This window comes from Bartonella henselae str. Houston-1 (genome assembly GCF_000046705.1).
GTDB lineage: Bacteria > Pseudomonadota > Alphaproteobacteria > Rhizobiales > Rhizobiaceae > Bartonella > Bartonella henselae.
Genome location: NC_005956.1, coordinates 954,218 through 966,965 on the forward strand (window position 1 = coordinate 954,218; position 12,748 = coordinate 966,965).

Consider the following 12,748-nt stretch of genomic DNA (forward strand, 5'->3'; position numbering starts at 1 on the left):
TCTGATTAACAGGCGTTATGTCATTGTATCTTTTATTGTGTTTTACAACGAGTATGACATGCCTGACACATATTATATAACAACTCCAATTTTTTATCCTAATGGTGCTCCACACATTGGACACGCCTATAGTGCAATTGCAAGTGACGTTTTGGCCCGTTTTCAACGCTTAGATGGTAAAAATGTATTTTTTCTCTCTGGTACGGATGAGCACGGTTTAAAGATGCAACAAACAGCCGTAGCGTTGGGCATTACACCTAAGCAACTTACAGACCGCAACAGTGCTGTATTTCAAAAAATGCTTGCAGCATTAAATTGTTCTAACAATGATTTTATTCGTACAACAGAAAAGCGCCATTATCAAGCTTGTCAAGAAATTTGGAAAAAAATGAAAGCAAATGGTGATATTTATCTTAGTCGGTATACGGGTTGGTATTCAGTCCGCCAAGAAGCTTATTATGAAGAGAAGGATACTGAAGTTGGAGAAGATAATATCCGTCGCGAAAAGGAATTAGGTTCTCCAGTTGAATGGAACGAAGAAGAAAGTTATTTTTTTAAACTTTCCCGTTATGAAAAAGCTCTTCTTGAACATTATGAAAAACATCCTGATTTTATTGCTCCACCTGAACGACGTAATGAAGTTATAAGTTTTATAAAGTCGGGTTTAAAAGATATTTCCATTTCACGTGCAAGTTTTAATTGGGGAATTTGTGTTCCAAATGATTCAAAACATGTAATGTATGTCTGGGTTGATGCACTCACGAACTATCTTTCAGCTATTGGCTTTTTTGATGAAAATTCAAAAAAACGTGCTTTTTGGCCTGCAAGTGTTCATATCATTGGTAAAGATATTATTCGTTTTCACGCAATTTATTGGCCAGCATTTTTAATGTCTGCTGGCATTGCATTGCCTAAGCGTATTTTTGCACATGGTTTTTTACTCAATAATGGTGTAAAAATGTCAAAGTCCATTGGAAATGTCGTTGATCCTTTTGAAATGATTGATCACTATGGTCTTGATCAGGTACGTTATTTTCTTCTTCGTGAAGTGCCGTTTGGACAAGATGGTAGTTATAGCCATGATAGTTTTGTGAATCGCATTAATGCAGATCTTGCCAATGACCTTGGTAATTTAGCGCAACGCTCTTTATCTATGATTGCCAAAAACTGTGATGCAAAAGTCCCTTTACCAGCTGCATTTTTAGTTCAAGATGAACAACTTTTGGAAAAATCTCTTCAAACCCTTGACACTATGCGCAAAGCCATGTCTTCTCAAGAAATACATTTAGCACTTTCAGCTATTTTTTCAGTCGTTGCAGATGCTAACCGCTATTTTGCAAACGAACAACCTTGGAGTTTAAGGAAAAATAATCCAGAAAGGTTTTCTACAGTTCTTTACATAACTTTAGAAATCTTACGGCGAATAGGAATAATGCTGTTGCCTTTTATGCCACAATCAGCAGCAAAACTTCTTGATAGCCTTAAGATTTCTCAAGAAGATCGATTATTGCAGCATATAAGCAATTCAAAAATTCAAGAAGGTCTTGATCTTCCACCACCAGAACCAATCTTTCCCCGTTATATTCTTAAGAAAGACGATATTCACCATGTTGATTGATACGCATTGTCATCTTGATTTTGAGGATTTTTCTCAAGATTTAGATGATGTTATCCAAAGAGCGCTAGATGCTAATGTTAAACGTATGATAACGATTTCAACGCATGTTCGTAAGTTGGATAAACTTTTAACAATTACACAAGCCTATCCTCAAGTTTTTTGTTCTGTTGGCACGCATCCCAATCATGCTCATGAAGAACAGAATATTACAGCTAAAGAGCTCATTGATCTTTCAAAACACCCTAAAATTGTTGCATTTGGGGAGGTTGGTCTTGATTATCATTATGATTATTCCTCACCAGAAGAGCAAAAGAAAGTTTTTCAAGAACATATTATCGCTTCTCAAGAAACACAACTCCCTCTTGTTATACATTCCCGCAATGCTGATGGAGATATGGAGAAAATATTACGCAAACAGATAAAAGAAAATACTTTTCCATTTGTAATGCATTGTTATTCGTCTGGGATGCAACTTGCTCGTGCTGGCATTGAGCTTGGTGGATATATTTCTTTTTCAGGTATTCTCACTTTTAAAAATGCGTTTGAAATCCGTGAGATAGCAAAAATTGTGCCTCATAAATATTTATTGATAGAAACGGATGCACCATTTTTAGCACCTGTTCCTCATCGAGGAAAAACAAATGAGCCATCTTTTGTGCGCTATACAGCAGCTGTTTTGGCTGAAACAATTGGCTTAACTATTGAAGAAATAACGCAGATAACAACGCAAAATGCTTTTCGTTTATTTAGCAAAATGAAATAAGGGAAAAGATATGTCTGATCGATACCGCTTTACAATATTAGGATGTGGTTCCTCTCCCGGAGTCCCACGTCCTAATGGTGATTGGGGAGCGTGTAATCCCAATAATCCTAAAAATAAACGCTATAGAAGTTCTTTATTAGTCGAACGTATTCATAAATCAGGAAAAAAAACAACGATCGTTATTGATACTGGTCCAGATTTTCGATCACAAATGATCGATGCATGCGTAAACCATCTTGATGCTGCACTTTATACACATTCTCACGCAGATCATATTCATGGTATTGATGATTTACGCAGTTATGCACTTGCACAAAAAAGTCTGATAGATATTTATGCTGATTCTTTTACACTAAGACATTTGAAAAATGCTTTCGGATATTGTTTTCAAACACCAAAAGGTTCATCTTATTTACCTATTTTAAAAGCACATCTTATCAATGAAGATAGCCAATTTATAATCCAAGGGCAGGGTGGAGCAATACATGTCAATACGCACTTACAATTGCATGGCAGTATCCATTCTTTAGGTTTTCGTATTGGTAACGTTGCTTATTGTACAGATGTTAGTCAATTTCCTAAAAAAACATTACCAAAGTTAATGAATTTGAATGTTTTAATTATTGAAGCTCTTCAGTTTAAATCTCACCCAAGTCATCTTTCCGTTGATCAAGCATTACAATGGATAAAATATTTACAGCCAAAACAAGCCATACTCACACATATGGATAGATCGCTTGACTACAACGAAGTTATAAATTATCTCCCACCGCACGTTAAACCCGCTTATCAAGGGCTTATTTTTGAAGCAGATGCATAAGAGATCTGGGAACCAAATATTTCCTGAAGAAAAACGTAGCTTTAGCGGCAACAGGTTTGAGTTATCTCACACATATGAAGCGTGTAAATTACCATTTATCGCATAATATATATTATGGAACTTAAAAATGAGTAATGCCTTTTTACTTGGCTTGCCCAAGTATCTGTCTTATAATTTGTAGTGTAATGAAAGTTAAGAATAATATTCCATGAAACATTGGTAAAAATAGCTGATGGTCAGAATAATAAATCATCGCTAAAGTTTCGCTACAGGCTGCAATGCACCATAAAACAATCCCCCAAGGCGAATACATCCAAAGCCCAATCAATGCGATAGGATAAACAATAGCTAATGTAGCTGATAAACACTGCCATTGCCATGGCATAAGATCAAAACGCCATAGAATTCCTGGAAATACACCAACAAGACGTATCCAGTAAAAAACACCTAAACCTAAGCAGATAAGCGCCAAAAATCTTAAATAACAGTTATAAATTAAATTGATTTTTGAAATCTTTTTTTGGGAGTTATTGGTCAAAATAATAATTCTTTTTCAACAGGTTGGAAGTAAGCATCTATCATTTCATCTGTTATATTCGACAGTTTATCTGGCTGCCATTTTGGTGTTTTGTCCTTATCAATTAACATTGCACGTACACCTTCACGAAAATCATGTGAATTAATCATATGATGTGCAATGCGGTTTTCAATTTTCATACACTCTTCTAAAGTTTGAGATGAATTTTGTTTCATTTGTTTCCAAATAACTTTTAAACTTGTCGGAGAACGTGATTGCAAAATATCATAACATTCTCTAGCAAAAAAAAGTCCTTCATTACTTTTTTTATAAAGGAGTTCCATACATTCTTCTAATGTATGTGTACCAAAACAAGCATTTATAACACTGCGTATCTCATGACTTGTTTCATAATCTTTTGTGATGGCGTGCTCTTCTAAAGCTAATTGAGGATTTCCCTGCTCAATAATAGCTTTTCTAATGCATTCTAATTCAATTTCAGGAACAGCATGTGTTGCTAACCCTAAGTTTAAGCAATCTCCCCATTTTATGCGCGCGCCGGTCAATGCAAGATAAATGCCAAAGTGATCGGGAAGAGATGGTAAGAAAAAGCTTGCACCAACATCTGGAAAAAATCCAATGGCACTTTCTGGCATAGCAAAGAGTGTATTTTCTGTCACAATTCGGTGTGAACCATATATAGAAATACCTACCCCTCCCCCCATCCAAATACCATTTAAAAAAGAAATGTAAGGTTTTCGGAAATGTTTAATATAAGCATTTAAGCGATATTCATCATTAAAATATTGGTAAGAAGAAATCTTTTCTTCCATATGGTAGATTTCTACAACATCCCCACCAGCACAAAAAGCACGTCCCTCCCCTTCAATTAAAACACAAGAAACATCATCATCTGTTTCCCATACACTCAGAGCTTTTTTTAAAGCTGAAACCATTCGCCCATTAAGAGCGTTTAACGCTGAAGAGCGTGCGAGCTTTATAACACCAGCATGCCCTTTTTTTATAAAAGAAATCTCATCACCTGCCCCAAAGTCAATTCGCATCTCATACTCTTCCTAAAACTATCTATCTAATTGTTTTTTTATTCCTAATTGAGGAAATATTTGCATGATAGCACCAATAGAATACATATAAATACCTGTTACTGAAATTCCCATCTTAACCCAAAATGGGGCATTCAGTTGGTAAAAAAATGCAGCAACACCAAAGGAACACCATAAAAGAAAAATTGGAAAATTAAGCTTACGCAAACGGATGACCCTTACTGGATGGATGAAATAAATGGGTAAAAAAGATATGATTGCTGATAAGACAATAATGGTAAAAGTGATCCACTCCCCTGGTCTTACGACAAAAAGCGTAAAACCCATCATATTCCAAACGACAGGAAATCCTTTAAAAAAGTTTTCTTTGGTTTTCATTCCAGTATCTGCGTAATAAATCGCTGATGAAATGACAATAATCGCACTTAATAAAAATGATAATCCTGATCCCATAAAACCACTTTGATAAAGCGCAAAAGCTGGAATTAAGACATAAGTCACATAATCAATGATATTATCCAGGAGTTCTCCAGACCATGTTGGAAGTACATATTTAACATCAAGTTTGCGCGCAATTGGCCCATCGATACCGTCAACGAGAAGTGCAAGTCCGAGCCAACAAAACATAGCAGTCCATTCTTTTTGAGAGGCCGATATAAGAGAAAGAAATGCTAAAAACGAACCCGAAGCTGTTAATAAATGAACAGAAAAAGCCTTTGCTTGTGGCATTGTTACTTTTTTATGGCGCAAAAGATCTGCATTCGTTTTGATTTTTTTTGTTAGCTTCCGTTTCAAGGTTTTCTTATCCTCGTTTCTAAAATCTTCATTCATCTACCAACACGGTATTTTTTCTATGCTATGATTTATCGTAAAAAAAACATAAAAAGGTTACTTTTTTATACTTCATTCTTTATTACATAATATAATAGTGATGTTTTATAAATAAAAAGAGATTGTTCATTTAGAAAGGTTAAAATATTTGGTAAATGAAGAAAGGCTCAAATAATTGTGACATTTGAAAAAAACGAGCATAAAGATATTGCTGTCATTGGTGCAGGCCCGGTTGGTATGTTAGCAGCACTGAACCTTGCACATAAGGGTTATTCTGTTTGTCTTATTGGTCCACCTGTTGATACAGATGAATTACGCACGACAGCTCTTATGATGCCAGCAATTCATATGCTTCAAAAACTCAATATTTGGAATATTGTCAAAAGTCATGCAGCAGCTTTATCTTTCATTAGAATCATAGATATAACCTCTAGGATTATACGTGCTCCTACTGTAAATTTCTCTTCCGCTGAAATTGGTGAAGAGGCTTTTGGTTATAACATCCCTAATGTAGAGTTAAACAATGCTTTAGTTGCTTCTGTTGCACATACGCCTAATATCAAACGATTTTTTTCTTCAGCACATTTTTTTCATCACCAACCAAATCATATACACGTTACTCTTGCAGATGGTGGAGTTGTTCAAGCCTCACTTATTGTTGCGGCTGATGGACGGGACTCTCGAACACGAGAGGCAGCAGATATAAGTGTTAAAAAATGGAATTATCCGCAAACGGCACTTGTCCTTAATTTTTCTCATGATTTATCTCACCAAAATACATCGACTGAATTTCATACAGAAAGTGGTCCCTTTACACAGGTTCCACTACCAGGACACAGATCCAGTCTTGTATGGGTTGTTAATCCTTCTCGTGCTGAAGAGTTATTGCGTCTAGAATCAAAAGTAATTGCAAAAGTGATAGAAGAGCAGATGCAGTCAATGCTTGGAAAGCTGACACTAGAAACACCAATTCAAGCATGGCCGCTTTCAGGACTTATTTCTCAACGTTTTGCTGCTAATCGGACGATTTTAGTAGGTGAAGCAGCCCATGTTTTCCCTCCTATTGGAGCGCAAGGATTGAATTTAGGTTTTCGTGATATTCAAACTTTGATCGATATTTTACCCAACAAAATATCTGATTTTAATTCTAAAAAGATCGTTGCACATTATAACAAATGCCGGAAACCTGATATATTGATCAGAAGTGGATCTGTTCATATGTTCAACTCTGCTTTACTTTCTAATATGTTACCTGTTCATATCATACGAAGCTTTGGGCTTGGATTATTACGTAATTGCTCACCTTTACGTAATTTATTTACAAGAGAAGGAATATATCCCGGTTACGGATTTAAAAAAATTATGCAAACATTTCCAATCAAATCACATAAACAGGAAAGTTCCATTTTCTTTTCAGTATTAGTCAAAGATCGGGACAGTGAAATGATATCAAAGAGTAGCTTATTCTAAAATTTTTTCACAAGCTACATTTAAAAAAGCTTTCGGAAAATTCGGGGTATGAAAAGTTAATCAGGCATCTCCTATCAATGAATGTGAATCAGAAAAGTCAGATTTATCGACGATAAAAATCGCAAACTTTATTTTTATATTCTTACTCTATTCTATTTTCATCAAAAAAACAATAATCAAAACAAAGCGGCAAATATATGAATATATAGGAATCAAAAGTGATAAAACAGTTTGCTGAAGCAAAGCGTAAATCACACAATAAAAAGTAGACGTGAATCTATTATAATACACTTTTAGTTATATCAGTTACTTAAATATATGAATTCTATAAAAATGCCTGTTTGAATAAGAAAAGAGAAATACACGGTCGTATAAAAAAGAAAAACGTTTTTAATTAATCAACGTAAATTTTAAAAATTTTACGTCATTAAATATAAAAATATAAAATTGAAAATAAGCTATTCTCTGGAACCTGTCATCAATAAAAAAGTTATTAAAGTATTGTTTCAATAGATGGTGACAAGATGAGATTAAGTAAAAATTTGAGATTAAGTATTTTTTTTATGCTGATTATATGTATCTCATCTATAGTTACAGTTTCAATAAGTGAAGTTTTCCATGCCCCCTATTGTCAAATCTTTGCATATGATTCTCAAAAAGACATTACTAAACCAGGCCAAAATTCATTTACTGCCTCGCAAATTAAAAATTGCCTCTTGCAAAATGGCTTTAGGAATATTAAACGATTGCGTTTAGATGACAAAGGTATTTGGCGCGCTTTAGTAGAATTTAAAAAGTGCCATTTTTTTGTATCTGTCGATTATTCTGGAATAGTTAGCATTCAAAATGAAAGAAAGAAATGTGACTGATTTTAGAGCTTATAGCAACATTGATTCTCATAACAGTGAGAAAAGAAATTTTTTAAAAAAGATTTATCATTCTATTAAAGGGTCTGCTTTCATTGGAAGTTTAAATGGTAGCGTATCAGGAGCAATCGCAGCAATCCTAGCAGCATGTGGTTATATTGCTCTTCCAGGCTTTGGTCCAATTATCGCAATGAGTACAGGTATAGCACTTTTCGCCGGAACGATAATTGGTGCAATGATAGGATCAATAATGGGTGTTTTTGTCGGTATATTTTGTATTTTATTGGAAACTTATATACATCATAAATAATTATTTTTCTTACAAATTTCGTAATAAGTAGAAAATCATTATCTAAAGAATATTTTTTATTATGAAATATAAAATTTATTAATATAATTACAAAAAAAGGTGCTGTATGAATAAACTTATATTTTTATTTTTAGCTCAAGTTGCATTTTTTAATTGTATATCTAATGTATTAGCAGATTCTACGCAAGTAAAGATTTATGAACTAAAAGAAAATAACCTGAAAAATCCTATTGGTACAATTGAAATTGAAGAAAATATATACGGTTTGATTTTTGCACCGAATTTGTCTAGCTTGCCAGAGGGTTTTCATGGTTTTCATGTACATGTAAATCCTTCATGTGATACAAAAGATGGTGTAATTGGTGGTGCCGCAGGTGGTCATTATGATCCTTACCAAACCAACAAACATCTCGGACCTTATAATATTAACGGTCATCTTGGTGACTTACCAGCACTGTATGTCGATGAACAAGGAAGAGCGACGATGAGTGTTATCGCTCCACGACTCAAAAAGCTTTCCGAAGTTAAAGGCCATTCAGTAATAATTCATATAGGAGGCGATAATCAGTCAGATAAGCCATTACCGCTTGGCGGGGGTGGTGCACGTTTAGCATGTGGTATTATTGAAGAGTAAGTCTATCAGAAGCTATTTAAAGTTATTGATATTTTTTAAACGATGAGAGATTTTGTTTCTATTTAAGCAATCAAAGTTTTTAATAATCCTTTACTGTAGACAAAATATGTTTGGTAGTAAAGCCAAAAGCTCTTCCCTTCAGATGTTAATTTTTATTGCTCTGAAAAATGTACGATTAAGAGTGGTGAGAGATAAATTAAAAAGTTTGAGAGTGAGAGAAACCTGAAACAATAAATTCTTCTGAGAAATAATCCCAATCAAACTGGTGAAATTCGCCAGTTTGATAAAATTGACGGATGAGTTTAAATAATAAAAAAGTCTTTTTTTCTCTGATAATCTATTAACGGTATTCCAATCAATTTCATTACGCTCTTTCGTAGGAATCATAATCTGACTCTCGGAAAAGTTTTTCCTATCAAGTCTTATAAATCCAATTCCATGTAAATTTGAAAGCATTCGGAATTCTTTTAACACTGCGTAGAAGAGAATTCATTGCATATAACCTTAGCGTAATGTGATTTACTATCAGCTAGATACTTCCATCATCCACAAGAAAATGATGGAGGAGTTCTAGCCTATCTCTCATAAGACTTAAATTAACCATTTATAAGGTGGATCAATATAGATAACACTTTACCGTACCTGTATATTTTTGTTCAAGCGCTTTGAATGCAAGCAAATTATCACAAAAAATGAGTTTATTATCAAAAATATCGCTCACAGAAAATTGATGCGGAGCATGATAAGATTTTTCAAGATCTTCCAATAAAATACAGGGCTCAAGTTTTGGGCGTCTGGGCGTCTTTCTTTTCCTATCCAAGTGAGTTTCTAATTTTTGTTTATTATAACCCATTTAATGTTCTTAAATTTAAATGCTTACAAAAACTCAATAAACGCATTCATAAATACATTGAATTAAACTCTCCAAACAACATTTAATACCATCCGACAGCAATTTGCGCTTCTTCTGACATACAATCAGGTGTCCATGGCGGATCAAATGTCATAGTGACCTCAACATGCAAGACCCCCTCAACTGCACTTACAGCATTTTCTACCCAACCCGGCATTTCACCTGCAACAGGACATCCGGGTGCAGTGAGCGTCATTTCAATTTTTACCGAACGATCATCTTCAATATCAATACGATAAATCAACCCTAACTCATAAATATCAGCAGGAATCTCCGGATCATAAACTGTTTTGAGAGCAGCGATAATATCATTCGTCATACGATCAATTTCATCTGCCGGAATTGCTGATATGTAAGATTTTTTATTTTCTCTTACAGTTTCAACAGGTTCTGTAGAATGACGCTCTTCAATTGGTTCAGCCATTAAAAAATGTCCTTGTTTCTTTCAATGCTTCCACTAACTGATCAATATCTTCACAAGTATTATACATAGCTAATGATGCACGACAAATAGATGTTAAACCAAAGCGTTGTAATAAAGGCTGTGCACAATGGGTTCCTGCCCGTATAGCAACCCCTTTTCTATCCAAAAACATCGCAATATCATGTGCATGAATACCTTCAATTGCAAATGATATAATTGCTCCTTTATGAGGAGAATGACCATAAATACGTAATGAATCAACCGTTTTTAGTTTTTCATGCGCATAAGTTAAAAGTGCCATTTCATGGGCATGAATTGCTTTTCGATCCTTCTTTTGCATATAATCAATAGCAGCGGCCAATCCAATAGCTTCAACTATAGGAGGAGTTCCCGCTTCAAAGCGGTAAGGAGGAGCATTATAAGAAACTTTATCAATTGTCACATCCTCGATCATTTCCCCTCCCCCTTGAAAAGGATGCATTTCTTCTAGCCTATGTTCCTTACCATAAAGAACACCAATACCCGTAGGACCATAAAGCTTATGACCAGTAAACACATACCAATCACAATCAAGATCTTGCACATCAACTGTTAAATGTATAGCTCCTTGGGAACCATCAACAAGAACAGGAATACCATTTTGATGCGCTTGTTTAATAATCTCTTTAACAGGAGGTACAGTTCCCAATATATTTGACATATGAGTAAGAGTAACAAGCCGCGTTCTTTCGCTGAAAGCCTTTTCAAAATCTTCAATATGGAGAACACCATTTTCATCAACAGGGACAAAAACAAGCTTAACACCTTTTTGTTCACGAAGAAAATGCCAAGGAATAATATTTGAATGATGTTCCATGATAGTCAAAACAATCTCATCACCTTCCTTTAATTTGGACATAGCCCAACCATAAGCAACAGTATTAATGGCTTCTGTTGCATTTTTTGTAAAAACAATTTCTTTAGCTGTTTGAGCATTTAAAAAAATACGAACTGTTTCACGGGCATTTTCATAAGATTGTGTTGCTGCATTCGCTAAAAAATATATTCCTCTATGCACATTAGCGTAACTGTGTCGATAACAATTATGCATTGCATTGAGCACTGATTGTGGTTTTTGAGCAGAAGCACCACTGTCAAGATAAGCTAATCGCTTTCCATAAACATCACGGTGCAAAAGGGGAAAATCACGTCGAATTTCTTCTACATTATAACTTAATGTTTGTACGTTATTTTCCATTTCTTCTCTACCTTAAACATTTTTTTCTAACCATTTGCCAGTGATATTTTCCAAAATAGTCTGGATATTCTCTTGTTTGATATCATCAATGAGTTCGGAAACGAATCCTTTAATTAAAAGGGCACGAGCAGTTTTAAAAGGAATACCGCGCGCCATGAGATAAAAAAGATGATCACAATTAATATTAGCAACCGTCGCACCATGGCCACATACAACATCATCAGCGAAAATTTCCAGTTCAGGTTTTGCATTAAATTCTGCATCATCTGAAAGAATGAGACTATTACAAGCCATGCGAGCATCTGTTTTTTGAGCTTTTTGAGCAACACGTATTATCCCTTGAAATACACCAACCGCCTTATCCGTAACTACATTACGTACAATTTCTGTCGAGGTTGATTTTTCTTCAATGTGACGAACAGTCATCGTAAGATCGCTGTGTGTTTGTCCAGAGAGCAAATTTATAACCCGTAATTGAAAATCAGACTCTTCCCCCTGTAATTCAACATCAATTTCCTGACGATTAAGTTGACTGCCTATATTAATCACATAAAGCGATAATTTAGCGCCTTGTCCAAGGACAGCGCGAAATTTACCAAACTGTGTAGAATTAAAACCGCGATTGCGAATAAGAATCCATGTAACCTCACCATAAGCTGCAACATTTAATGAAAATATCGAACTGATGAAGGTCTCTTTATCATCGCCAGTCTGATGTTCAACAAACACAGCTTGACTGTTTTTATCCATTTTTATATCTGAAAAAGTATGAGATTGCCCACCCATTTGAATATTTTGCAACTCAATAGGAACATTTAATTTTGTATTTTCAGGAATATGAAAAAGCCAACCATCCGTAACAAAAGCTATATTTAATTGTCCAATAAAATCTTCATCAGAAGTGACGAAGTCTATTTTTGCACTTTCTTTTTCCAGTTCCTCTGCAAGACGTTTTATTGTAACATCTGATATTTCTGGGTGTGTAAGTGTTTTGCCGTTTTCAATGGAAAATACCTGACTTTCTGAAAGTAATCCGCCAACCAATTGTCCATTATTTTCTGGTGAAAAATGACTCACAGATTTTAATAATGTGCGCAAATTAGTATAGTGCCAACTTTCAATTTTACGTGAAGGAAGTCTTGTGGTTTTAAACAATTCAATAGCTCTTTTGCGGATTACTTGCACCGTCTTATCACCAGGTAAATTGCTCACATACTGATTGAAATTCTTGAGTATATCTTCTTCAACCGTTAACAATTCTTGCTGCGAATTTACATTCAT

Annotated in this window: 13 protein-coding genes; 7 read left to right on the plus strand and 6 right to left on the minus strand. The window is 34.7% G+C overall.

Annotation, left to right across the window (positions count from 1 at the left end):
• Window positions 1-58 precede the first annotated feature (58 nt).
• The 3 genes from metG to AYT27_RS04370 are packed head-to-tail and all read left to right on the plus strand — an operon-like array spanning window position 59 to window position 3,201.
• Window positions 59-1,618 (plus strand): methionine--tRNA ligase, encoded by a 1,560-nt coding sequence (metG, locus tag AYT27_RS04360; RefSeq protein ID WP_011180742.1) that lies wholly within the window; start codon window positions 59-61, stop codon window positions 1,616-1,618.
• Entirely contained in the window at window positions 1,608-2,381 is a 774-nt protein-coding gene (locus tag AYT27_RS04365; RefSeq protein ID WP_011180743.1) for a TatD family hydrolase, read from the plus strand. The genes metG and AYT27_RS04365 overlap by 11 nt, the downstream gene beginning before the upstream one ends.
• Before the next feature lie 10 nt (window positions 2,382-2,391).
• Complete coding sequence (locus AYT27_RS04370) at window positions 2,392-3,201, plus strand: MBL fold metallo-hydrolase (RefSeq protein ID WP_011180744.1); 810 nt, start codon at window positions 2,392-2,394, stop codon at window positions 3,199-3,201.
• Between the two features lie 142 nt (window positions 3,202-3,343).
• Here the strand turns inward: AYT27_RS04370 and AYT27_RS04375 are convergent, their stop codons facing one another.
• The 3 genes from AYT27_RS04375 to pcsA are packed head-to-tail and all read right to left on the minus strand — an operon-like array spanning window position 3,344 to window position 5,613.
• Entirely contained in the window at window positions 3,344-3,739 is a 396-nt protein-coding gene (locus AYT27_RS04375) for a DUF6163 family protein (RefSeq protein WP_011180745.1), read from the minus strand.
• On the minus strand, window positions 3,736-4,782 hold the full coding sequence (locus AYT27_RS04380) for an enoyl-CoA hydratase/isomerase family protein (RefSeq protein WP_011180746.1): 1,047 nt from the start codon (window positions 4,780-4,782) through the stop codon (window positions 3,736-3,738). The genes AYT27_RS04375 and AYT27_RS04380 overlap by 4 nt, the downstream gene beginning before the upstream one ends.
• An 18-nt stretch (window positions 4,783-4,800) precedes the next feature.
• The gene (pcsA, locus tag AYT27_RS04385; protein ID WP_041583393.1) at window positions 4,801-5,613 is read right to left on the minus strand and encodes a phosphatidylcholine synthase; all 813 of its coding nucleotides are present in this window, start codon (window positions 5,611-5,613) and stop codon (window positions 4,801-4,803) included.
• A 177-nt stretch (window positions 5,614-5,790) separates the two neighbouring features.
• Between pcsA and AYT27_RS04390 the strand changes: the two genes are divergently transcribed.
• The 4 genes from AYT27_RS04390 (at window position 5,791) to sodC (ending at window position 8,893) form a co-directional block, all read left to right on the plus strand.
• Entirely contained in the window at window positions 5,791-7,083 is a 1,293-nt protein-coding gene (locus tag AYT27_RS04390) for a UbiH/UbiF family hydroxylase (RefSeq protein WP_011180748.1), read from the plus strand.
• Window positions 7,084-7,607: 524 nt separating this feature from the next.
• Complete coding sequence (locus tag AYT27_RS04395) at window positions 7,608-7,952, plus strand: hypothetical protein (protein WP_034447805.1); 345 nt, start codon at window positions 7,608-7,610, stop codon at window positions 7,950-7,952.
• A complete protein-coding gene (locus AYT27_RS04400; protein ID WP_395948339.1) occupies window positions 7,945-8,259 on the plus strand; it encodes a hypothetical protein in 315 nt (104 codons plus the stop codon). Before AYT27_RS04395 ends, AYT27_RS04400 begins: the two co-directional genes overlap by 8 nt.
• A gap of 106 nt (window positions 8,260-8,365) precedes the next feature.
• The gene (sodC, locus tag AYT27_RS04405; RefSeq protein WP_011180750.1) at window positions 8,366-8,893 is read left to right on the plus strand and encodes a superoxide dismutase family protein; all 528 of its coding nucleotides are present in this window, start codon (window positions 8,366-8,368) and stop codon (window positions 8,891-8,893) included.
• Between the two features lie 935 nt (window positions 8,894-9,828).
• Here the strand turns inward: sodC and AYT27_RS04420 are convergent.
• Genes AYT27_RS04420 through sufD form a run of 3 tightly spaced genes read right to left on the minus strand, consistent with a single transcriptional unit; the run spans window position 9,829 to window position 12,748 of the window.
• Window positions 9,829-10,230, minus strand: a complete 402-nt coding sequence (locus AYT27_RS04420) for an SUF system Fe-S cluster assembly protein (RefSeq protein WP_011180753.1) — start codon at window positions 10,228-10,230, stop codon at window positions 9,829-9,831.
• Window positions 10,223-11,467, minus strand: a complete 1,245-nt coding sequence (locus tag AYT27_RS04425; protein WP_011180754.1) for a cysteine desulfurase — start codon at window positions 11,465-11,467, stop codon at window positions 10,223-10,225. Before AYT27_RS04425 ends, AYT27_RS04420 begins: the two co-directional genes overlap by 8 nt.
• A gap of 12 nt (window positions 11,468-11,479) precedes the next feature.
• Window positions 11,480-12,748, minus strand: a complete 1,269-nt coding sequence (gene sufD, locus AYT27_RS04430) for a Fe-S cluster assembly protein SufD (RefSeq protein WP_011180755.1) — start codon at window positions 12,746-12,748, stop codon at window positions 11,480-11,482.

What these genes read in the sequence shown, in the direction of transcription:
- metG (WP_011180742.1), top strand. Translation starts at nt 59, where the DNA reads ATGCCTGACACATATTATATAACAACTCCAATTTTTTATCCTAATGGT.
- AYT27_RS04365 (WP_011180743.1), top strand. Translation starts at nt 1,608, where the DNA reads ATGTTGATTGATACGCATTGTCATCTTGATTTTGAGGATTTTTCTCAA.
- AYT27_RS04370 (WP_011180744.1), top strand. Translation starts at nt 2,392, where the DNA reads ATGTCTGATCGATACCGCTTTACAATATTAGGATGTGGTTCCTCTCCC.
- AYT27_RS04380 (WP_011180746.1), bottom strand. Translation starts at nt 4,782, where the DNA reads ATGCGAATTGACTTTGGGGCAGGTGATGAGATTTCTTTTATAAAAAAA.
- pcsA (WP_041583393.1), bottom strand. Translation starts at nt 5,613, where the DNA reads ATGAATGAAGATTTTAGAAACGAGGATAAGAAAACCTTGAAACGGAAG.
- AYT27_RS04395 (WP_034447805.1), top strand. Translation starts at nt 7,608, where the DNA reads ATGAGATTAAGTAAAAATTTGAGATTAAGTATTTTTTTTATGCTGATT.
- sodC (WP_011180750.1), top strand. Translation starts at nt 8,366, where the DNA reads ATGAATAAACTTATATTTTTATTTTTAGCTCAAGTTGCATTTTTTAAT.
- AYT27_RS04420 (WP_011180753.1), bottom strand. Translation starts at nt 10,230, where the DNA reads ATGGCTGAACCAATTGAAGAGCGTCATTCTACAGAACCTGTTGAAACT.
- AYT27_RS04425 (WP_011180754.1), bottom strand. Translation starts at nt 11,467, where the DNA reads ATGGAAAATAACGTACAAACATTAAGTTATAATGTAGAAGAAATTCGA.
- sufD (WP_011180755.1), bottom strand. Translation starts at nt 12,748, where the DNA reads ATGAATGTAAATTCGCAGCAAGAATTGTTAACGGTTGAAGAAGATATA.